21 protein-coding genes and 1 tRNA gene are annotated in these 21,248 nt (G+C 70.4%); 8 read left to right on the forward strand and 14 right to left on the reverse strand.

The genetic code is table 11. The features are described 5' to 3' along the window. Positions 1-78 precede the first annotated feature (78 nt). The 3 genes from EKE94_RS08380 to EKE94_RS19160 are packed head-to-tail and all read right to left on the reverse strand — an operon-like array spanning position 79 to position 3,904. Positions 79-396: a hypothetical protein gene (locus tag EKE94_RS08380; RefSeq protein ID WP_127906130.1), complete on the reverse strand. Its 318-nt coding sequence runs from the start codon at positions 394-396 to the stop codon at positions 79-81. After that, positions 393-2,873 carry a cytochrome c oxidase subunit I gene (gene ctaD, locus EKE94_RS08385; protein ID WP_127906131.1) on the reverse strand — a complete coding sequence of 827 codons (2,481 nt, stop codon included), beginning with the start codon at positions 2,871-2,873 and terminating at the stop codon, positions 393-395. The genes EKE94_RS08380 and ctaD overlap by 4 nt, the downstream gene beginning before the upstream one ends. Then, the gene (locus EKE94_RS19160; RefSeq protein ID WP_328590474.1) at positions 2,870-3,904 is read right to left on the reverse strand and encodes a cytochrome c oxidase subunit II; all 1,035 of its coding nucleotides are present in this window, start codon (positions 3,902-3,904) and stop codon (positions 2,870-2,872) included. Before EKE94_RS19160 ends, ctaD begins: the two co-directional genes overlap by 4 nt. A gap of 105 nt (positions 3,905-4,009) precedes the next feature. Between EKE94_RS19160 and EKE94_RS08395 the strand changes: the two genes are divergently transcribed. Then, positions 4,010-4,528 (forward strand): DUF2231 domain-containing protein, encoded by a 519-nt coding sequence (locus EKE94_RS08395; RefSeq protein ID WP_127906132.1) that lies wholly within the window; start codon positions 4,010-4,012, stop codon positions 4,526-4,528. On the opposite strand, the gene EKE94_RS08400 is transcribed toward EKE94_RS08395, so the two are convergent. The 3 genes from EKE94_RS08400 to EKE94_RS08410 form a co-directional block, all read right to left on the reverse strand. Next, the gene (locus tag EKE94_RS08400) at positions 4,495-5,004 is read right to left on the reverse strand and encodes a CopD family protein (RefSeq protein WP_127906332.1); all 510 of its coding nucleotides are present in this window, start codon (positions 5,002-5,004) and stop codon (positions 4,495-4,497) included. The two genes, EKE94_RS08395 and EKE94_RS08400, sit on opposite strands and share 34 nt — an antisense overlap. Further along, positions 5,004-5,789, reverse strand: a complete 786-nt coding sequence (locus EKE94_RS08405) for a cytochrome c oxidase assembly protein (protein ID WP_127906133.1) — start codon at positions 5,787-5,789, stop codon at positions 5,004-5,006. Before EKE94_RS08405 ends, EKE94_RS08400 begins: the two co-directional genes overlap by 1 nt. Positions 5,790-6,000: 211 nt before the next feature. Further along, positions 6,001-6,471: an Lrp/AsnC family transcriptional regulator gene (locus EKE94_RS08410; protein ID WP_127906134.1), complete on the reverse strand. Its 471-nt coding sequence runs from the start codon at positions 6,469-6,471 to the stop codon at positions 6,001-6,003. A 118-nt stretch (positions 6,472-6,589) separates the two neighbouring features. On the opposite strand from EKE94_RS08410, the gene EKE94_RS08415 reads away from it, so the two are divergent. The 7 genes from EKE94_RS08415 to EKE94_RS08445 all read left to right on the forward strand — a co-directional run bounded on the left by EKE94_RS08415 (position 6,590) and on the right by EKE94_RS08445 (position 14,693). After that, entirely contained in the window at positions 6,590-8,056 is a 1,467-nt protein-coding gene (locus EKE94_RS08415) for an aminotransferase class V-fold PLP-dependent enzyme (RefSeq protein ID WP_127906135.1), read from the forward strand. A 688-nt stretch (positions 8,057-8,744) separates the two neighbouring features. Beyond that, complete coding sequence (locus EKE94_RS08420; protein WP_127906136.1) at positions 8,745-10,292, forward strand: ABC transporter substrate-binding protein; 1,548 nt, start codon at positions 8,745-8,747, stop codon at positions 10,290-10,292. 94 nt (positions 10,293-10,386) lie between these two features. Beyond that, positions 10,387-11,343 carry an ABC transporter permease gene (locus tag EKE94_RS08425; protein ID WP_127906137.1) on the forward strand — a complete coding sequence of 319 codons (957 nt, stop codon included), beginning with the start codon at positions 10,387-10,389 and terminating at the stop codon, positions 11,341-11,343. A 221-nt stretch (positions 11,344-11,564) separates the two neighbouring features. Further along, complete coding sequence (locus tag EKE94_RS08430; RefSeq protein ID WP_235855939.1) at positions 11,565-12,332, forward strand: ABC transporter permease; 768 nt, start codon at positions 11,565-11,567, stop codon at positions 12,330-12,332. Continuing rightward, entirely contained in the window at positions 12,332-13,135 is an 804-nt protein-coding gene (locus EKE94_RS08435; RefSeq protein ID WP_127906138.1) for an ATP-binding cassette domain-containing protein, read from the forward strand. Before EKE94_RS08430 ends, EKE94_RS08435 begins: the two co-directional genes overlap by 1 nt. Then, a complete protein-coding gene (locus EKE94_RS08440; RefSeq protein WP_127906139.1) occupies positions 13,132-13,905 on the forward strand; it encodes an ABC transporter ATP-binding protein in 774 nt (257 codons plus the stop codon). The genes EKE94_RS08435 and EKE94_RS08440 overlap by 4 nt, the downstream gene beginning before the upstream one ends. Further along, positions 13,902-14,693: a DUF1684 domain-containing protein gene (locus EKE94_RS08445; RefSeq protein WP_127906140.1), complete on the forward strand. Its 792-nt coding sequence runs from the start codon at positions 13,902-13,904 to the stop codon at positions 14,691-14,693. The genes EKE94_RS08440 and EKE94_RS08445 overlap by 4 nt, the downstream gene beginning before the upstream one ends. A gap of 220 nt (positions 14,694-14,913) precedes the next feature. Here EKE94_RS08445 and EKE94_RS08450 read toward each other — a convergent pair whose 3' ends face one another. From EKE94_RS08450 to EKE94_RS08485, 8 genes are all read right to left on the reverse strand, one after another. Next, on the reverse strand, positions 14,914-16,002 hold the full coding sequence (locus EKE94_RS08450) for a 2'-deoxycytidine 5'-triphosphate deaminase (RefSeq protein WP_127906141.1): 1,089 nt from the start codon (positions 16,000-16,002) through the stop codon (positions 14,914-14,916). Positions 16,003-16,081: 79 nt separating this feature from the next. Continuing rightward, positions 16,082-16,158: transfer RNA gene (locus tag EKE94_RS08455), tRNA-Pro, on the reverse strand. A gap of 95 nt (positions 16,159-16,253) precedes the next feature. Then, positions 16,254-17,507: a MerR family transcriptional regulator gene (locus tag EKE94_RS18870; RefSeq protein WP_235855940.1), complete on the reverse strand. Its 1,254-nt coding sequence runs from the start codon at positions 17,505-17,507 to the stop codon at positions 16,254-16,256. A 5-nt stretch (positions 17,508-17,512) separates the two neighbouring features. Next, entirely contained in the window at positions 17,513-17,815 is a 303-nt protein-coding gene (gene ihfA, locus EKE94_RS08465; protein WP_127906142.1) for an integration host factor subunit alpha, read from the reverse strand. A 111-nt stretch (positions 17,816-17,926) separates the two neighbouring features. After that, positions 17,927-18,898 carry a beta-ketoacyl-ACP synthase III gene (locus tag EKE94_RS08470; protein WP_127906143.1) on the reverse strand — a complete coding sequence of 324 codons (972 nt, stop codon included), beginning with the start codon at positions 18,896-18,898 and terminating at the stop codon, positions 17,927-17,929. Continuing rightward, positions 18,895-20,028, reverse strand: a complete 1,134-nt coding sequence (gene plsX / locus EKE94_RS08475; RefSeq protein ID WP_407940881.1) for a phosphate acyltransferase PlsX — start codon at positions 20,026-20,028, stop codon at positions 18,895-18,897. Before plsX ends, EKE94_RS08470 begins: the two co-directional genes overlap by 4 nt. 95 nt (positions 20,029-20,123) lie before the next feature. Continuing rightward, positions 20,124-20,330 (reverse strand): 50S ribosomal protein L32, encoded by a 207-nt coding sequence (gene rpmF / locus EKE94_RS08480; RefSeq protein ID WP_127906145.1) that lies wholly within the window; start codon positions 20,328-20,330, stop codon positions 20,124-20,126. A 258-nt stretch (positions 20,331-20,588) separates the two neighbouring features. Then, the gene (locus EKE94_RS08485; protein ID WP_127906334.1) at positions 20,589-21,143 is read right to left on the reverse strand and encodes a YceD family protein; all 555 of its coding nucleotides are present in this window, start codon (positions 21,141-21,143) and stop codon (positions 20,589-20,591) included. Positions 21,144-21,248: the final 105 nt, after the last annotated feature.

The raw sequence follows: 21,248 nt of genomic DNA on the forward strand, positions 1-21,248 counted from the left end.
GTAGGGCCTACGCGTGACGACGCCATGATCCGTGTCAAACCGTCGCGATGGGCAGGGGACATGCCGGGCCGCAGGGCGCTACAGGCAATGCGAGGTGACGGCCACCGGCAGGAGGGTCCAGATGCTGGCGACCAGCGCCGTCGCGGCCAGGATCAGCGTGGCCTTGCGGATCACCGGATCGTCGCCGCCCCGGTGTGGCCTTCGCAGGGCGGCAAGCAGGGCGCCCTGTGCCGCGACGGCCGCCAGCGCGGCGACGATCAGCAGCGCCCGCCCCGTCCCGGGCGCGACCAGCGCCCCCCAGCGCGACGAACACAGCAGTCCGTGCAGCCCGTAGACCGCGCAGAACCCCGCCAGCCACAGGGTGATCGGCCCCGACAGACGAAGGATCGCGGTCATGGCGCGCCCCCGACCGAAAGGCTGCCCAGCACCCCGGGCAGCCCCGCGGCAAGCCCCGAGACCACGGTGACGAGCGTGCCGTAATCGACCCACAGCCGCACGATCCGCGCCTCGCCCCCCGCAAGGGCCGAGACGAAGCCCGCGCGGCGCCGGGCGGCCAGGAACAGCGTCATCAACAGCGCCACCGCCAGATGCAAAAGGCCATAGCCCATCAGAACCCAGAGCGTGGCGTCGTAGGCGTGCCGGGTCGGGTCCGGCGCCAGGCGCAGCACGCCCGCCGCGGCGATGCCCAGCGCCAGCAGGCCCAGCACGCTCGCCCCCACGCCCGCGGGTACGTTCAGCCGCTGCCCGAGCGGGGCGAAAATCGCGCCCGCCGCCGCCAGCGCGGCCAGCCAGATCCCCGGCTCGGCATAGGCGGGGGGCGGCCAGTTCGGCGCGATGGTCCAGAGGAAGGCATAGCCGAAGAGCAGCGACCCGTAGAAGGTCCCGTCGGCGACCAGCAGGAACAGCGACCCCCACCATCCCGGCGGATCGGCCACCTCGGACGCGGTCGGCAGCGAAACGCCCCGGCCCACGGGCAGCGCGCCCTCGGGCCTCCGCGTGCCCAACGTCCAGGCCCAGCGCAGCGCACAGGCGACGACGCCCGCGGCGGCCAGCGGCACCAGCCAGTAGATCTTGGTCAGCAGGCCGAGGAAGAACAGCCCCGTGATCGCGGCCATCCCCATCGGAAAGGCGGTGTTCGCGGGAAACACCACGATATAGCGGGGCGCCCCGGTCGCGGGCTCGACCGTCAGCGTCTCGCGCCTTTGCCGGGCCGGGTCGCCCAGGTACCCCTCGCCCCGGGCGAGCGCGGCTGGCAGGCTAGGGTCGTCCCACAGCGGCTCGCGCGAGGTGACGTGCGGCAGGCTGGCGAAGTTGTAGGCGGCGGCCGGGGTCGGCATCGCCCAGTCCAGCGTGCCCGCCCGCCACGGGTTGCGCGACCCGCGCACCGCGATCACGGCGTTCAGGATCACGTCGATCAGCACCAGCGCGAAGCCGATCGCCATAACGAAGCTCATCACCGAGGCGATGATGTTGATGACCTCCCAGCCCTGTCCGGCCTCGAAGGTGTCGATCCGCCGCCGCATCCCCAGAAGCCCGGCGACATGCAGCAGAAGGAAGGTGCCGTGAAACCCGGTGAAGATCAGCCAGAAGGCCGTCGTGCCCAGCTTGAAGTAGGGTTTGCGGCCGATGAAATGCGGCATCCAGTAGTAAAGCGCCGCGAGCATCGGGAAGACGAAGCCGCCGACCAGCACGTAATGCAGGTGCGCCACGATGAAGTAGGTATCATGTGCCTGCCAGTCGAAGGGCACGACGGCGACCATCACCCCCGTCAGCCCGCCGATCACGAAGGTGGCGAAGAAGGCGAGGATCCAGAGCATCGGCAGGTGCAGCCTCGGACGTCCGCGCCAGAGCGTGCCGATCCAGGCGAAGATCTGCACCGCCGTGGGCACCGCCACCAGCGTCGAGGCGGCCGAGAAGAACGCCAGTCCCATGTGCGGGATGCCGGTGGTGAACATGTGGTGCACCCACAGCCCGAAGCTCAGCACGCCCAGGCTGACCGACGCCGCGACGATCCAGCCGTAGCCCATCAGCCGGGTCCGCGCCATCACCGGCAGGATGGTCGAGATCGCGCCCGCCGCGGGCAGGAAGATGATGTAGACCTCGGGGTGGCCGAACAGCCAGAAAAGGTGCTGCCAGAGCAGCGCGTCGCCCCCCTGCGCCACCTGGAAGAAGGGCATGCCGAAGGCGCGCTCCAGCTCCAGCAGGACCGAGCCCAGGATCAGCGGCGGAAATCCCGTCAGGATCATCACCGCGGTGACCAGCACGTACCACGCGAAGATCGGCATGTTCGACAGCGTCATCCCCGGCGCGCGGTAGCGCAGCACGGTGACGGTCAGCTCGACCGCCGCCGAGATCGCCGAGATCTCGACGAAGGTGATGCCGATCAGCCAGAAGTCCGAGTTGATGCCCGGCGCGCCCAGCGTCGAGGAGAGCGGCGGATACATGAACCAGCCGCTGTCGGGCGCGATGCCCGCCAGCAGCGAGAAGATCATCATCGCTCCGCCGAAGACGTAGCACCAGAAGCCGTAGGCGGTGAGCCGCGGAAAGGCGAGGTCCCGGGTGCCCAGCATCTTGGGCAGAAGATAGATCGCCAGCCCCTCGAAAAGAGGGATGGCGAAAAGGAACATCATCAGCACGCCGTGCATGGTGAAGAGCTGGTTGTAGACGTCCGGCCCCACGAAGGCCGAGCGCGGGCTTGCCAGCTGCGCCCGGATCAGCATGGCGAGGATGCCGCCGGTGACGAAGAAGAACACCGCGACGGTCAGGAACATCCGGCCGAGGTCGGTATGGCTGACCGTGGTGCACCAGCCGCGCCAGCCGGGGTCGGAGGCCCAGACGCGGGTCAGCGCGCGGTGGCGGCGCAATGCGGTCACGGGCGGTCTCCTTGACGGGGGCTGTCCTGCGGCCCGGTCGCGGGGGCGGTGGCGGCGGCGCTGCCGGGGGCGCTGGCAGGGGCGGCGGGGGCAGGCACGGCCGCGGCATCCCCCGTGGTGCCGCGGGGGCTGGTTCCGGCACTGTTGCCGGGCGCGGCCCCGGCGGCCGATGGGCTAGAGCGCGCTCCCTCGGGGGTGGCCGTTTCGTTGGCCTCGGTCGGGGAGGGGGCCTTTGCCGTGGTCTGCGCCCCGCTCCCACCGCCCGCCTCCGTCCCGGTACCCACCTCCGCGTCGCGGCGGTCAGTCTTGGCGGTGTCCGCAGCGACGCCCTCGGTGATGTCGCCGCGCAAGAAGGCTTGCCAATCGGCGGGGCCATGGGCGATCACGGTGAAATCGTGGCCCAGATAGCCGGGGCCGTTGTATTCCGCGCCCAGCCCGGCATAGCGTCCGGGGGCATCGGCCTCGATCCGCAGGACGTTGGTATGGCCCGGCACGGCGTCGAGCTTGCCTGCGAGACGCGGCACCCAGAAGCTGTGCACCACGTCGACGGTCGTGATCCGCACGTCGACCGGCGTGGCGGCGGGGATGTGCAGCACGTCGCGCGTTTCGATCCCCGGGGCATCGGCATAACCGAACCGCCAGTCCCACTGCCGCCCCTCGGCGCTCACGGTCACGGTATCGGGCCCGGCCCGCGGCATCAGGCGTTCGCCGACGACCAGCCCGTAGGCGAGAAGGGCGGCCAGCACCGCCAGCGGAAAGGCCAGCCCCAGCCCGATGACGAACCGCCCCTCGGGGGTCTCACGCCGCGCCGCGTCTCGGGCGATGCCAGACCCTGCGTTCGGCGCCCCGTCAGACAGCCCGTCTGACACCCCGTGCGGCGCTGTCCCGGTGCCCACGTCGCGGGCCCCGTCCGGGGTGGTGTCGGGCGGTGTGTCGGGCGGGCGGCGCCAGGCCAGCGCGATCAGGCCCATCACGAAGACGAAGATCAGGCTGGACCCCGCCAGCATCACCCACCACAACCGGGATATCACCTCGGCCGCCGGGCCTGCGGGATGCAGCGCCGACAGCGCGTCTTCGCAACCCGACAGCAGACCGAGCGTTGGGACGGCGGCAAGCGGACGCAGGAAGGACCCCCGATGACAGATCCGATGGTGCAAAAGCCCGAGGAACCCCTTGTCGATCCGATCGCCGAGCATCCGGGCTATGACAGCACCGAGACGCTTGTCGGCATATGGGGCCACCCCTTCCACGCCATGAGCGTCGCCTTCCCGGTGGCGCTGACCTTCTGCGCCTTCGGGGCGGACATGCTGTACTGGTTGTCGGGCGAGCTGTTCTGGGCGCGGGCCGGGGTGTGGGCCGCGGGCACCGCGTTCCTCTTCGGCCTGACCGCCGGGGTCACCGGCACGGCCGAGCTGCTTCTGGTGCCCGGCATCCGCATCCGCGCCCCGGCCTGGACGCATTTCGTGCTGGCGGTGCTGCTGCTGTCGCTGCTGGGCGCCAACTGGGGCTACCGGCTGCAGGGCTACGAATCCGCGGTGCTGCCCTACGGGCTGCTCCTGTCGGCGTTCAACGTGCTGATCGTGATGATCACGGGATGGCATGGCGGCAAGCTCGTCTTCGATTATCGGCTGGGCACGTCGAAGGGCAAGCTGTAGCCCCGCGGTTCGCTCAGCCAGCCGGGCACCGGGATCTCGGTCAGATCGGGCTTGGCCAGCACCATCACCAGGATGCCCAGCACCGGCACCAAAAGCGCCGTCAGGGTAATCCGCGGGTCCGGGGCGCGATGCGTGCCCTCGGTCTCGGCAACCGCGACGATGGCGTAGCCGACCCAGACATGGACAGCGACCAGCAGCGCGACGAAGACGAGCTTTGCGAACATCCACGTCACGAAGACCTCGCGCAGGAACATGAGGCCCGTGCCGCTGGCGATGGCCAGCACCGCGCAGGGCGTGACGACGTAGGTATAGGTGTAATGCGTGGCGCGGCGGATGCGGGTGTAATCGCCCTGGCCGATCGCTGGCGCATGATGGGCCAGCATCAGCGGCAGCGCGAACAGCCCGCCGCACCACAGAAGCAGCATCACCACGTGCAGCGCCTTCACGTGCGGGACCAGGTCGAAGAGCCACGCCATCATGCGGCCCGCGGCGCGGTCGCGTCCCAGCTGCGGCGCGCGGCCAGCGCGATGATCGCCAGATAGGGCAGGGCGGCGGGCACCCACATGATCAGCCCGCCCAGCTGCTGGTCGCCCAGGGGCGTCAGGCCCCAGGCCAGCGGCGCGACCTCGTGCGCGGAATAGAGGGCGCGCGGCGTAAAGGTCAGGATCGCGCCCAGGAACCCCATCTGCATGAGACCGGCCAGCGCCCAGAGCACCGCCTCGGGCAGGCGCTGCGAACCGCGCACGGCGTGCCAGAACCACGTGGCCGACCCCAGAAGCGTCAGCTGCATCGCCCAGTAGACGGCGATGTCGGACAGCGCGAGGTCATAGGCCGCCGGCAGGTGCCAGCCCCAGAGCAGCGCGGTCGAGATCACGAAGGGCAGCGCCGCGCCGCCCCGTGGCCTGTGCCCCCCTCGGGCCAATCCGGTGCGGATCTGGTCCCCGGACTGGCGTTCTCCCTGTGTCACGCGCGGCTGCATCCCCGCCATCGCCGCCGCCAGAAGCGGCGCGGCCACGGCCACCAGCAGGACGTGATGCACCACGCGGGCCGAAAACAGCGCCGCAGACAGCGCGCAAAGCGGCGAGACGAAGGCGAGGGTCAGCACGCCCACGGCGCCCAGGCCCGCGGGCGATCGGCGCAGCACCAGAGCCATCAGCGCCAGCGCGGCCAGAAGCGGCGGGTCGAGGTTCCACGCGCCCCACAACCCGCCCGGCGCGGGGGCGGGGCCGCAATAGGTGCCCTGCAAGATCCAGCCCGTCATCGCCGCCTCATTCCGCCTGCCGGACCGCACGGCGCGGTCCTGATGGGTGCGGGGCCGGTCGCCCGCCGCCCGCTCTCCGTCATGGATCTAGGGGCCCGGGTCAACTGCGCAAGCCGAAAGGGGGCAAGCGGCGGCGCCGCCGGGGCGAAGAGGGCCCATGCCGCCCGCGCGCGCCGCCCGGCAGCGCGGGGTGCCCGCCCTGGACGGCGCCTCATTCCACCGCCTGCAGATCGATGGGGCGCCCTTCGATGATCGCCTCCATCGCGAAGAACCCGGTTACCGCGGCCAGGTCGAAATCGGTGATCAGGCGCTGGTAGAACCGGTCGTAGTGGCCCACCCCCCGTGTGACGACCCGGGCCAGATAATCCCAGTCGCCGCCGATGCGGTAGAAGTCGCGCACCTCGGGCAGCGCCTCGACATGGGCACGGAACGCATCGGCCCAGTCCTTCGAGTGATGCCGGGTCCGGATCATCACGAAGACGGTCAGGTCGTATCCCAGTGCGGCAAGGTCGATCTGCGCCTGCGTGCCACGGATCAGCCCCGCGCCGTTCAGCCGTTTCAGCCGCCGCCAGCAGGCGTTCTGCGACAGGCCCGCCCTCTCGGCCAGCTCGCGCTGCGGCAGAGACCCATCCTGTTGCAGCAGGCTGAGCAGTTTCAGATCAATCCTGTCGACTTGCGCCATTTATCCGATCACCTGACCCAATTTTGGGCCAATCTTGCACAACTCCTGTGATGCTTCAACGCGGCAGAGGGGGTAATCTTCCGGCCATTCCTCACCCGTCATCCCCCGGATCGCCAGCATGACCGACCCCCTGCCCATCCCCGCCACCTCGGCCCTGTCCCGGTTCCGCGACGCGCTTGCCGCGGCGGGCGGCGCCACGGCGCTGGCGCAGGGGCTGATCGGCAAGGACGTGCTGGTCGATGGTCCCTTCGGCCCCCGACGCCTGGTCTATGCCGACTACGTCGCCTCGGGGCGGGCGCTGCGACAGGTCGAGGGCTTCGTGATGGACGAGGTGCTGCCCTACTACGCCAACAGCCATACCGAGGCGTCCTATTGCGGTGCGCGGATGACGACGCTGCGGCGCGAGGCGCGCGCCGTCGTGGCGGCGGGCTGCGGCGCTGGGCCCGAGCACGCGGTGATCTTCGCGGGGTCGGGCGCCACGGCGGGGATCAACCGGCTGGTCGCGCTTTTCGGTCTGCGCGACGCGGTCGCGGCAGGACAGCGGGTGCGGGTGCTGATCGGCCCCTACGAGCACCACTCGAACATCCTGCCCTGGCGCGAAAGCGGGGCCGAGGTGCTGGAGGTGCCCGAGGGCGCCGATGGCGGCGCCTGTCCCGCCGCGCTGGCGCGGATGCTGGACGAGGCCGCACAATGCGACCACGTGATCTTCAGCTTCTCGGCGATGTCGAACGTCACGGGCATCACCTGCGACGTGGCGGGGCTGGCGGGCATGGCAAAGGCCGCCGGGGCGATGGTGGTCTGCGATTATGCCGGCGGCGCGCCCTACCTGCCGGTCGCAATCACGCCCACGCCGGACGCGGCGCTGGATGCGCTGGTGCTGTCGCCGCACAAGTTCTTGGGCGGGCCCGGCGCATCGGGCATCCTGGTCGTGCGCCGCGATGCGGTCCGGGGTGCGCGCCCGACCTGGCCGGGCGGCGGCACCGTGCGCTTTGTCTCGCCCGAGGGGCAGGATTACAGCCCGGCGCTGGAAGCGCGCGAAGAGGCGGGGACCCCGAATGTCATCGGCGACATCCGCGCGGCGCTGGCGTTCCTGGTCAAGGAGGCGATCGGGCCCGGGCTGATGGCCGACCGCAACGCCGCGCTGGCCTCCCGCGCGCTGGCGGCGTGGCGCGACCACCCGCGGATCGAGCTTCTGGGCCATCCCACCGCGCCGCGGGTCCCGGTCTTTTCCTTCCGCATCCGCGACGGGCAGGGCGGGGTCGTGCATCAACAGCTGATCACCCGGATGCTGAGCGATTGCCACGGCATCCAGGCCCGTGGCGGCTGCGCCTGCGCGGGGCCCTACGTGCACCGCCTTCTGGGCATAGACCCCGAGACATCGGACCGGATGCGCGCCGCGATCCTTGCCGGGCAGGAGGTTGAGAAACCCGGCTTTACCCGGCTGAACCTTTCGGTGCTGATGAGCGACGAGACGGTCGCCTTCATCCTAGACGCCGTTGTCCGGCTGGCGGAGAAGGCCGCGGACCTCGCTCCCCGCTACGACGTGGATGCCGGGCGCGCGATCTTCTCGCCCCGCGCCGCCTGAGCCTGCCGCCTGAGCCAGCCCTCCGGCCCGCCTGTGCGGGCGAGGGGGCCGCGGTCCCGCGCGTCTTGCCCGAGCCGTCTCTCCACCCGGGGCGCTGCGCAGGGGGGGCGCCTGGCGCGTGTTGATCCTGCGCGGTCCGTCTACGGCCCGAAGTTCGGACCGGCGCGTATCACGCAATGCCGACCCCTACCTGCCCTAGCCGACCTAATCGCGCTGACCTAATCGCCCGACCGGCCCTAGCCGACCTACCCGGTCCGACCTACACGCCCGGGCCGACCCGCCCGGGCCGACCCGCCCGAGCCGACCGGCCAGCGTGTTCCCACGTTTTGTCCGTTCTCCGTCCCCCCTCCGTCGGCGTGACGCCAAGATCGACCCCGGATCCGGCTCCGGCGCCGTGCCGCAGGGTGGCGCGCGCCCCGGCCTCCGCTGACCCGCGTCGGACGGCGCTCGCGATGCCGTGCGGCGTCACCCCGTCACGCTTGCGTCGGGCGGGGGTGCGTGACAGGACCGCTGTCGACACTCCCTAGCGCGGTGGCGGGGCCGGGCGTCGGACAGGGCCTGCGTCCGGCGCGCCGGGACGCACCGACAGGGTTTGTATCCCCCGCCGCGCCGTGCTTCGATGGGACCAGACGTTCCTGCCCGCCGCACCGCCGTCGCGGGCGCCACCAAGTTCAACCGGGATAGACCCATGACATCCAAGTTTTCCCCCCTCCGCCCGGCGTGGTCGGCGCTGACCACCACCTCCGCAATCATCACCCCCGCGATCGTCACCACGGCGATCGCCGTCTCCACCCTCGCCGCCCCCTCGGGTGCGCTGGCGCAAGAGGCCGATCCGCAGGCGGTCATCACCATCGGGTCGCTCTACGAGCCGCAGAACCTCGACAACACCGCGGGCGCGGGGCAGGGCATCAACGAGGCGTTCAACGGCAACGTCTACGAAGGCCTTTTCGTGCTGACCGACGAGGGTGACGTCGAACCCCGGCTGGTCGAGGACTACGAGATCTCGGAGGACGGGCTGACCTATACCTTCACCCTGAAGGACGGCGTCACCTTCCACTCGGGCGACCCCCTGACCGCGGCCGACGTCAAATCCTCGATCGAGCGGGTGACGGCGGAGGCTTCGGCCAGTTCGCGTAAGCGCACGCTGGCGACGATCGAAAGCGTCGAGACGCCCGACGACCGCACCGTGGTGGTGACGCTGTCCGAGCCGTCGATTTCGCTGCCCTACAACCTCAGCTACGTCTGGATCGTCAACGACGCGGCCAGCGACATCAGCAATTCCGAGGACGGCACTGGCCCCTACGAGCTGCAGGAATGGCGCCGCGGCTCGGCCCTGTCGATGGTCCCGTTCGAGGAGTACTGGGGCGAGGCGCCCGACAACGGCGGCGTGATGTTCCGCTACTTCACCGACGCCACCGCCCAGAACAACGCGCTGCTGACGGGCGGCGTGGACATCATCACCTCGATCCAGAGCCCGGACGCCCTGTCGCAGTTCACCGACAATCCCGATTTCACGGTGTCCGAGGGGGCCTCGACCACCAAGGAGCTGATGGCCTTTAACGACCGGGTCGAACCCTTCGACGATCCGCAGGTGCGTGCGGCGCTGGCCCGCGCGGTCGACAACGGCCGCCTTCTGAACGCGATCTGGGGCGACTATGGTACGCTGATCGGTTCCTTCGTGCCGCCGACCGACCCGTGGTATGTGGACCTGACCCACGTCAACGCCTACGACCCCGACAGCGCGCGCGAGATGCTGGCCGAGGCAGGCTATCCCGACGGGTTCTCCTTCACGCTGGACACGCCCGACTACGACCCGCACCCGATCGTGGCGCAGTTCCTGCAAAACGAGCTGTCGAAGGTCGGCGTGGACGTGCAGATCAACATCATCACCGCCAACGAGTGGTACACCAAGATCTACCAGCAGCACGATTTCCAGGCCACGCTGCAGGAGCACGTGAACCACCGCGACATCGTGTTCTACGGCAACCCGGACTTCTACTGGGGCTACGACAACCCCGAGGTCACGCAGCTGATCGCCGACTCCGAGCGCGCCGAAAGCACCGAGCAGCAGACCGAGATGCTGACCGAAGCCAACCGCATTATCGCCGAGGACGCGGCCAGCATGTGGCTGTACCTCTACCCGCAGATCGTGGTGTCGGCGGCGAACGTCACGGGCTATCCAGTGAACGGGCTCAATTCGCAGTTCTTCGTGGCCGACATCGAAAAGACGCAGTGATCTGAACGACATGGATCGCGGGACGGGCGCCTGCGACCGGACCGGGGCCGCGCCCTTGGCAGCGGCCCCGGTCTTCTGGACAACGGGACATCTCATGCTGGGTTACGTGGCCAGACGGCTGGCGATCTTGCTGCTGTCACTCTTCATCGCGGCGGTGGTGCTGTTCGTGCTGCTGCGGCTTCTGCCCGGCGATCCCGCCGGGGCGCTGGTCGGCGTCGGTGCGACGCCCGAACAGATCGAGGCCGCGCGCGCCCAGATCGGGTCGGACCAGCCGCTGGGCGTGCAGTTCCTGGCCTACCTGGGCGATCTTGCGCGCTTCGACCTGGGCCGGTCCTTCGTATCGCGCGCGCCCGTGATCGAAGAGATCGCGGCCCGACTCAGCGTCACCGTCCCGCTGACGCTGGCGGCCTTCGTGCTGGCACTGGTGCTGGCCGTGCCACTGGGCACCTTCGCCGCCTTGCGCGCGCGCCGCTGGTCGGGGTTGCTCCTGTCGGTCGTGGCGCAGGTCGGCATCGCGGTGCCGGTCTTCTGGCTGGGCATCCTGCTGGTCTACCAGTTCGCGCTGACCTGGCGCTGGCTGCCCTCGGGTGGGTTTCCCCTGCGCGGGTACGAGGATCCGTGGCGCGCGGTTCAGGCGATGGTGCTGCCGGTGCTGACCATCGCGCTGGTGATGGCGGCATCGCTGATGCGCTACGTGCGCGCCTCGATGCTGGAGGTGCTGGGCAGCGACTACCTGCGCACCGCCCGCGCGCTGGGCGAAAGCCATACCGGCGCGCTGATGCGCCATGGCCTGCGCAATGCCGCCGTGCCGGTGGTATCGGTGCTGGCGATCGAGCTGTCGACCGCGTTCCTGGGGGCTGTGGTGATCGAACAGGTGTTTTCGCTGCCCGGCATGGGGTCGATGCTGCTTCTGGGAATCCAGCAACGCGATTATCCCAATATCCAGGGCGTGCTGCTGGTCACCACCCTGCTGGTGCTTCTGACCGGGTTCCTGGCCGACATCCTGCAACGCGCGCTCGATCCGCGCCTGCGGCAGGAGGGCGGGCAATGACCGACCGGCCCGACGCCCCCCGGCCTGACGCTCCCTGGCCCGACGCCCACCGGAATGACCCGCGCGCCGAGGCGCACGACGGACCGCACGTGTCCGCCCCCGCGGAGGGACCGCGTTCCGCCGAACCAACCGAGACATCCGAGATCCCGGCCGCCCCGCCGTCGCCGCGGCGTCGAAGCAGGCCCGCCGCCGTCCACTGGCTGGGATATGCGCTTGTCGCGGTGATCCTTCTCACCGGCCTTCTGTCGCTGGTCTGGACGCCCTACGCGCTGTCGGACATGGCCGGCAGCCGGCTTGAGCCGCCCAGCCTGCGCCACTGGGCGGGCACCGACCAGCTGGGGCGGGATCTTTTCACCCAGCTAATGATCGGCGCCCGCATCGCGCTGATCGTGGGGACCGGCGCCGTGGCGATCGGGGCCGCGATCGGCATCGTCGCCGGCGTGCTGGCGGCCTTCGCGACGCGGTTCCTCGACGATGCGCTGGCGGCGGTGTTCGACATCCTCATCGCCTTTCCGACACTGCTGATCGCGATGCTCGTCGTGGCAGCGCGGGAAAGCGCGTCCCTCGGGACCGCGATCCTCGCCCTCGGGATCGGGCTGTCGCCCATCGTCGGGCGGGTCACGAGGATCCTGACAAAGCGGGTGCTGGCCAAGGACTACATCACCGCCGCGCGGATCTCGGGCACCGGCTGGCCGATGGTGGTGGCGGACCACGTCCTGCCCAACATCGCGCCCTTTCTCGGTGTGAACCTGGCGCTGCAGTTCGGGCTGGCGGTGATGGCCGAGGCGTCGCTCAGCTATCTGGGGCTGGGGGCGCCGCCGCCCAACGCCTCCTGGGGCCGGATGCTGCAGGAGGCGCAGGGCACCGTCTACTCGGCCCCCTGGGCCGCGGTGCTGCCCGGGCTTGCGCTCTTCGCGCTGGTGATCGGGGTGAACCTGACGGCCGACGGCCTGCGCGACCGTTTCGACCCCGCGGGGAGGGAAGGCTGATGCTGCTCGACATCGCCGACCTGACGCTCGGCACCCGGGACACGACGCTGGTGCAGGGTCTGTCCTTTTCCATCGCGCCCGGCGAACGCTTCGGCCTGATCGGCGAAAGCGGGTCGGGCAAGTCGCTGACCGCGCTGGCCGCGACCGGCCTTCTGCCGCCCGCGATCCGCGCCACCGGCACCATCACCCTGGGCGGCGAGCCTGTGCTGGGCGCGTCCGAGCGGCGGCTGTCGCGGCTGCGCGGCGCCGCGGTCGCGACGGTGTTCCAGGAGCCTCTGACCGCGCTCGATCCGCTGATGCCGCTGGGCCGCCAGATCGCGCTGCCGGTCCGCCGCAGGCTGGCGCGCGAGGGAGGCGACACCTCGCGCCCGGCCGTGGCGCGCGAGGTGCGCGCGCTGGTCGAGCAGGTGCGCCTGCCCGACCCCGACCGCCTGATCCGCGCCTTCCCGCACGAGGTCTCGGGCGGGCAGCGCCAGCGCGTGGCGATCGCCATGGCGCTGGCCTGCAAGCCGCGCCTGCTGATCGCGGACGAACCGACCACCGCGCTCGACGTGACGACGCAGGCCGAGATCGTGGCGCTGCTGACCGGCCTCGTCCGCGACGAGGGGATCGCGCTGTTGTTCATCAGCCACGACCTTGCCGTGGTCGGGCAGGTGGCCGAGCGGGTTCTGGTGATGCGCGCGGGCCGCGCCGTCGAAACCGGCCCCGCGGCCCGGGTTCTGACGGCACCCGAAGAGGGCTATACCCGGTCGCTCGTCGCCGCCGCGCGCCGCTTCGATACCGCGCTGGAGGGTGGGGCATGACGTTGCTTTCGGTCGAAAACGTGGGCTTTGCCTATGGCGCCGGGCGGCACGTGCTCGACGATGTCTCCTTCACCGTTCCGCGCGGCGCGAACGTGGGTCTGGTGGGGGAAAGCGGCTCGGGCAAGTCGACGCTTCTGCGCCTGCTTCTGGGGCTCGACCGGCCGCAGCAGGGGCGGATCCTCTTCGACGGGCAGCCGCTTGAGACGCGGCGCGCCACCTACATGCGCGACTATCGCAGGCGGGTGCAGGCGGTGTTCCAGGATCCCTATTCCTCGCTCGACCCCGCCCACCGCGTCCAGCGCATCGTGACCGAGCCCTTGCGGTCTCTGCGCCTTCCCGGCGATCACGCGGCGATGGCGCGGCAGGCCATGACCGACGTGGGGATGGACCCCGCGGCCCTGTCACGCTTTCCGCACCAGTTCTCGGGCGGGCAGCGGCAGCGCATCGCCATCGCCCGCGCCATCGTCGCCCGGCCCGAACTGGTGCTGGCGGACGAGGCGGTGAGCGCGCTCGACCTGTCGACCCGGGTGCGCATCGTCGATCTGTTCCGCCAGATCTCGACCCGGATGACGATGGTCTTCGTCTCGCACGACATGGGCGTGGTCGCGGCGCTCTGCGACCGGCTCGTGGTGCTGGACCGCGGGCGCATCGTCGAGGCGGGGCCGACAAGCCGGATCCTGCGCGACCCGCAAGAGCCCTATACCCGAAGCCTGCTGGCCAGCATCCCGCGGATGCCGGCGGCGTCCCAACCCGAAGGCCAGAGCACATGACCGCATCCCCCGATTTCACCGCCGCACACGCCGACTGGGTGCAGTCGCGGATGGCCAAGCTGAAGGCCGCCGACGGCTGGCTGAACATCGTCGGCCGCTGGTGGCTGACCCCCGGCGCGCCCGTGACGCTGGGCCGCGGCGCGGGCCACGACGTGACGCTCGACGCCGGGCCCGAGGACCTGGGCCGGCTGACGCTCAACCCCGACGACACCGCCAGTTTCGAACCCGCCGCGGGCGGCGCGCCGGTGGCGCTGGACCTCAAGGCCGGGCAGTCGCGCTGGCATGCCGACCGGTTCCTGCTCGAGATCACGTCGATCAACGACCTGCGGTCGCTGCGCATCCGCGATACCGAATCGGACGCGGCGGCCGGGCTGGCCGCGATCCCGCGCTTTCCGCTCGACCCTGCCCTGCGGATCCGCGCGCGGTGGGAGGCTTTGCCGCAGCCGATCAGCCTGACGCTCGACACGATCGTCGGGATTCCGACCCAGGTGCCGGTCACCCATGTCGCGCATCTGCAATTGGGAGGTCACGACATGTCGCTGCTGCCCACCTACGGCAGCGCCGACCGTCCGCAATTCGTGCTGCGCGACCTGACCTCGCTTGACGACACCTACGCCAAGGCGCGGTTCGTCTTCGGCGAAGAGGTGACCGCCGACAGCGTGGTGATCGACTTCAACCGGGCGATCAACCCGCCCTGCGCCTTCACGCCCTATGCCATCTGCCCCCTGCCGCCGCGCGAGAACCTGTTTCCCGTCCGGATCGAGGCCGGCGAGCGCAGGGTCGCCTAGGCGCGGGTCACGCCGGCACCCGGCCGGCACGCCCCGGCTGGGGCGCCCGGCGGCATCGCCATGGCTGAGGGGCAGGAAGCTGCGTGCAGACCGGCCCGCTTGGCTTGCGCAGGGCAGACGGGCCCGGCGACGGGGTCGGGCGCATAGCCTTGCCCCACCGCCTTGCCCCGCGACCGCTGCGTGACGGAAGGAGCGGCGCCCGAATGCCCGGGCCCCGCCCTCAGGCGCTGCGAAACTGCTTCGACAGTTTCAGCCCCTGGCCCTGGTAGTTCGAGCTGAGGCCCGCGCCGTATAGCGTCCGGGGCGGTTCGGCCATGCGTTCGTAAAGCAGCCGCCCCACGACCTGTCCATGCTCCAGCGCAAAGGGTGCCTCGTGGCAGCGGACCTCGAGCACGCCGCGCGATCCCGCGCCGCCCGCGTCGGCCCAGCCGAAGCCCGGGTCGAAGAACCCCGCGTAATGCACCCGGAATTCGCCCGCGACCGCGAGATAGGGCGCCATTTCGGCGGCATGGTCAGGCGGGATCGACACCGATTCGCGGCTGACGAGGATGTAGAACGCCCCGGGGTCGAGGATGATCCGTCCCGAGGTGGTGCGGATCTCGTCCCAGAAATCGCCCGGGTCGTAGGCGCCGATGCGGTCGAGGTCGATGAGCCCGGTATGCGGCTTGGCGCGGTAGCCCACCAGGTCGCCCGACCCGGGCGCCAGGTCGACGGAAAAGCCCAGGCCCCCCTCGATCACCGTCGCCATGTCGACAAGCGGGGTGGTCGCATGCAGCGCGGTCAGCGCCGCGTCGTCCAGCCGCGCGTCGCCTCGGCTGAAGCGGATCTGGTTCAACCGCATGCCCGGTCGCACCAGAACCGAGAAGGAGCGTGGACAGATCTCGGCGAAAAGCGGACCCCGATAGCCGTCGGCAACGCGGTCGAACTCGGTCCCGCCATCGGTGACGCAGCGGGTCAGAAGGTCCAGCCGCCCGGTCGAGCTTTTGGCGTTGGTGACCGCGCGGATGCCGGGGGGAAGGTGCAGACCCTCCTGCAGCTCGGCCACGTAGACACAGCCCTTCTCAAGCACCGCGCCGCCCTCGGGGTCGGCAGACAGGTCGATGGGATGCATGGCGAAATCGTCGAGCCGGTCCATGACCCGCGCGCCGGATCCAGCAAGGAACGACGCGCGCACCCGCCAGATGCGCGTGCCCAGCCGCAGGTCGAGAGAGGCGGGCTGGATCTGCACCGGCACCACGGGGGCCTGTGCACGGACGGCGCCGTCCCGGATAAGCTCGGAAATGGCTTGCGCGGGCAGAACGCCGGTCATGCCGCGACCGCGTGGTGCCACCGCAGGCCGCGGGGCTGCGCCCCCGCAGGGGCGGTGTGGTCGGTAGCGATGTGATAAATGGTCGGGCTAGCAGGACTCGAACCTGCGACCTTCCGTCCCCCAGACGGACGCGCTACCAGGCTGCGCCATAGCCCGACTGCCGGTGCTTTTACCCGATGCGCGGGCAGAGGCAAGGGGCGAATTCCGATGAAATCGCAGACCGCCCCGACGTTAGCTGCGGAAGACGCCATTTACCGGCCGTCCAACGCATCCGGGCGGCTGGCCATGGACTCGCGCAGCGCCCTCAGGCGGCGATAGAGCGGGATGACCTGCGCCGCGTCTTCCAGCACCGCGCTGCGCGGAAGCTGCCGCAGGCGCGCGGCCGACGGCGCCGGCAGGCCGAGATCGGCGTCGTCCGTCGGATCGGGCGCAAGCTCGGGGAGCGTGATCGCCGTTCCGGGCCGGTCGCCGGCGGCGGCCTGCTGCCCGTGCCGGGGGGCGTCCCGATCCGTGCCGTCCGAAACGGCGGGTTCCGCCGCGGGCCCGGGGTCGGGCGCGGGGTCGAGCGCGTCATCGGGCAGGTCCTCGGCGTGCAGATCCTCGGGCGTGGGCGATGTGGCGGCGGGATGGCCCGCCGCGTCCGCGACCGCGTCCTGCGCCATCTCGTCGGGCAGGATGGCGTCGGGAAGGGTGGCGTCGGGCTGGGCAGCGTCGTGCAGGGCGACGTCCGCCGCAGGCTCTTCGGTCTCGGCACCGTCCTGCGCGTCCTCGTCCTGCGCGGGGGCGGGCGTCTCGGTCGGGGCCGCTGGCGAGTGCCGGGCGCTGTCCGGGGAACCGGCGCCGTCCGCCGCCCACATGTCGGGGGTCTCGGTGTCGGGCGTTTCCTCGTCCGCGTCGTCTTCGAGAAGCGAATCCTCGTCCTCGGCGGCCCTGCGGCGCGGGGTCGAGGGCAGGGGCTCGGGGAAGGGCAGCAGCGTGGCGGTTGCCGGTGCCGCGCCCTCGGCGGCCAGTCGGGCAGCCTCGGCATCAGTGTCGATATAGGGCGCCTCTTCCCCGTCGTCGGCCACCCCGACGTCAGAGTAGGACCAGCGACCGGCGCTGGCCTGGCCGTCGCGTGCGGCGGCGGGGGTGAGGGTGTCCTCGGGCGCGGTGATGCGGCCCGCCTGTCTGCCCGTGCCCGAGGATGTGCCCGAGCCAGTGCCCGCCTGGGATCCGCTGCGTGCCTGCGGATCAAGCGGCGGCGACAGCGAGATCACGTGCCGCACGCCCTGTTCGCGCAGGATCTTCTGCACGCCGCGGATCGTCATCCCGTCATCGTGCAACAGCCGCTTGATCCCGCCCAGAAGCTCCATGTCGGCGGGGCGGTAATAGCGCCGCCCGCCGGCTCGCTTGACCGGTTTGACCTGGGTGAACCGGCTTTCCCAGAACCGCAGCACATGGGTAGGCACGTCCAGCCACTCGGCCACTTCGCTGATCGTGCGGAAGGCGTCGGGAGATTTTTCCATGGGTCTCAGGACTTGTTGCCGGACGCAACGCGGTCCTTCATCAGGTGGGAGGGGCGGAAGGTTAGGACCCGCCGCGGGTGGATCGGCACCTCTTCGCCGGTCTTGGGATTGCGCCCCATCCGCGCGGCCTTGGCCCGCACGCTGAACGTGCCGAAGGACGAGATTTTCACCTGCTCGCCCTCGACCAGCGCATCCGACATGTAGGCCAGCACGGATTCGACAAGCTGCGCCGATTCGTTCCGGCTTAGCCCGACCTCGCGAAACACTGCTTCGCTGAGATCCATTCTTGTCAGCGTCTTTTCACCCATCCGGTAAACCCCCCAAAGGTTTGACGAAGAATGAGGGCGCCGCAACCTCTAGTCAATATCAATGGCTTGCCGGATTGTCTTTCGGGGGCGGATTACCTGCCTCCCGCGTGGTCACCAGCGCAGAACGACCGACCCCCAGGCCAGCCCGCCGCCGATCGCCTCGGTCACCACAAGGTCGCCGGGCTTGATCTGCCCGCGGGACTTGCCCACCGACAGGGCAAGGGGAATCGACGCGGCCGAGGTGTTGCCGTGGTCCTGCACGGTCACGACGACCTTTTCCATCGGCAGGCCCATGCGCTGCGCGGTGGCCTTGATGATCCGCAGGTTGGCCTGATGCGGCACGATCCAGTCGACGTCCTCGGGCCCCAGGCCCGCGCGATCCAGCGCGCGGTGCGCGGTCTGGGCCAGCTTTTCGACGGCGTGGCGGAACACCTCCTTGCCCTGCATCCGCAGATGCCCGGTGGAGTTCGTCGACACGCCGCCGTCGACATAGAGGATCTCGCGGTGGCGCCCGTCGGAATTGAGGTCGGCAGCCAGGATGCCGCGGTCCTCGGTCGTGCCGGCGCCCTCGGCCGCCTCGAGCACCAGCGCCCCGGCGCCGTCGCCGAACAGCACGCAGGTCGAGCGGTCGGACCAGTCCATGATGCGCGAAAACGTCTCGGACCCGATCACGAGGATGCGGTCGGCCTGTCCCGACAGGATCATCGCCTGCGCGTTGGTCAGTGCATAGACGAAGCCCGCGCAGACGGCCTGCACGTCGTAGGCAAAGCCGTGCTGCATCCCCAGCGCCTCCTGCACCATGGTGGCGGCGGCGGGGAAGGTCAGGTCGGGGGTCGAGGTGGCCAGGATGATCGCGTCGATGTCGTCGGGGTTCAGGCCCGCGTCGTCCAGCGCCGCGCGGGCGGCGCGGGTGCCCAGATCCGAGGTCGTCTGACCCTCGGCCGCGAAGTGGCGGCGTTCGATCCCGGTGCGGGCCCGGATCCATTCGTCCGAAGTGTCGAGCGTCGCTTCGAAGTCCGAGTTCGGGACCACACGCTCGGGAAGGTAATGTCCGATTCCACGGACCACGGCACGGCGGATCACGATGCAGCCTCGCCCTTTTCGTCTGCGGCCGCGCCTGCGGACGGCAATCCGACCGTCGCCACGCGTTCGGCCAGTTTCTCGTTAAAGCCCGTCTGCGCCAGCCGGAACGCCAGCTTGATCGCCGCCGAGACGCCGGTCGCATCCGCCGAACCGTGGCTTTTGACCACCGTGCCGTTCAGCCCCAGGAACACCCCGCCGTTGACGCGCCGCGGGTCGATGCGCTTTTGCAGGCGTTTCAGAGAGGTCAGCGCGAGCAGCGCCGCCATCCGCGACAGCGGCGAAAAGCGGAACGCCTCGCCCAGCAGATCACGGATCAGCGACGCGGTGCCTTCGCCGGTCTTCAGCGCGACATTGCCGGTAAAGCCGTCGGTCACGATCACGTCGGCGCGGTCCGAGGGGATATCGCCGCCCTCGACGAATCCCACGAAGTCGTAGCGCCCCGTGGTCGCCGCCTGGCCGATCATCTCATGCGCGAGCTTCAGTTCCGCGCGGCCCTTGTGCTCTTCGGTGCCGACGTTCAGCAGGCCCACCCGCGGGGTGTCGAGCCCGAGGCCCGAGCGCGCATAGGCCGCGCCCATCAGCGCATATTGCCGCAGATCGTCCTGGTCGGCGCGGATATCGGCGCCGACGTCGAGGACCACGTTGAAACCTTGCGGATTGCGCGAGGGCCAGAGGCAGGCGATGGCGGGGCGGTTGACGCCTTCGAGCTTGCGCAGGCGCATCATCGACAGCGCCATCAGCGCGCCGGTATTGCCGCAGGACACGGCAACGGCGGCCTCGCCGTTGCGGACCGCCTCGATCGTCGACCACATCGACGTGTCGCGCCCGTGGCGGACGACGTGACTGGGCTTGTCGCCCATCTGCACGATGCCGCTGACGTCGCGGATCTCGCAGCGGTCGCCCAGCTTGCGCTTGTCGACCAGCGGCCCAAGCTCGGACCTGGGGCCGTGCAGGATGAAGCCGATGTCGGGGTTCTTGCGGGCCGAATCCGCAATGCCGCCGACAACCGCGGAGGGTCCGCGGTCGCCGCCCATCGCGTCGACCGAAATTACGATCCGGCCGGGGACGCCTGTCGCCGGGCCCGATCCGGAGGATGCCGGAGCGGGTCGGACCGGGGGGCCGGACGTCACCGTCGCGGGCTCCGTTTCGGGGCCCGTCCGGTGCGTGACCCGGCCGTCGGATGCATCCTCGGAATCAGCCATCGCGCGGGATGTTGAGCCGCGGCTCAGGCCGCGTCTTCGTCGAGATCGATCTCGTCGGCCTGCGCCACGACCTCACGCTCGGCATAGTGGCCGCAGGAGGGGCACACGTGGTGCGGGCGCTTCAGCTCGCCGCAGTTGGGGCATTCCGCGGGGTTCGCGGCGGTCAGCGAGTCGTGCGCACGGCGCATGCCGCGGCGGGATTTCGTGACTTTATTCTGAGGGACAGCCATGTCTCAACCTCAATTGTTCAAGGGGCGCATGGCCCAAGTGTCTGGTCAATCGTGTCGGGTCTGCGGCGCTTTACGCCGAAGCGGCGCGCCGTTCAAGCCCGCGTCGGGTGACCCGTCGGGCGAGCGGCGCAAAATACTCAGAATCGTCCGTCGTGCAAGGGCAAAGCTGCGGCGGGTCCGCGGGAGACCCCGGGACCCGCGGTCACACCACCCTGTCCCTTTCGTCTTGCCCCCCGTCTCACCCCGGCGCCCGGCGGGTCACTCCTCGTCCTTCATCCGGTCGCGCAGAGCCTGCAGGCCCGCGAAGGGGCGCACCTCGGCGTCGGTCACGGGATCGGTGCCCGGCGGGGCGGCCTGCGCCACGTCGAAATCGGCGTCCGGCGCGCGGGGGAAGGCGGGCAGGGCCAGCGACAGCGCCTCGACCGTGACGCGACCCAGGTCCGCCGTCGCCGCCAGGGGTTCCAGCGTGTCGTCCTCGGGCATCTCGACCTCGGCGCCGGCGCCGAGGTCGACGCGGGGCATATCCTCGACCCAGCGGCGGGTCACGGGTTCGTCGATTCGCGTCGTGACGGGGGCGAGGGTGACCGAGCATGGCTGCACCACCGTCGCGCCCAGCCGCCCCTCGAACCGCCAGTCGGCCCGGCCCTCGGGCATCAGCCGCCCTTCGAGCCGCAGCTTGCGCAGGCCCAGCAGGTCAAGCTCTTCGGCGATGGCGGCCCGGATCTCGGGGCCGGGTTCGATCAGGATGTCGCGCTCCTGCCGCTGACCGGCGCCGGTCAGGCGGACGGGATCGCGGAAGCTGTCGCTGGGCATGGGCGTCTCCGGCGTTTTCTGCATTCTTGAACCGTCACCCGTCCTTCTGTATCCCCCGGGGCAGAGATGCAAAAGCCGGGTCGAGGGGCAGACATGGGGCAGTGG

The sequence above is a fragment of the Mesobaculum littorinae genome (assembly GCF_004011175.1).
Taxonomy (GTDB): Bacteria; Pseudomonadota; Alphaproteobacteria; order Rhodobacterales; family Rhodobacteraceae; genus Tranquillimonas; species Tranquillimonas littorinae.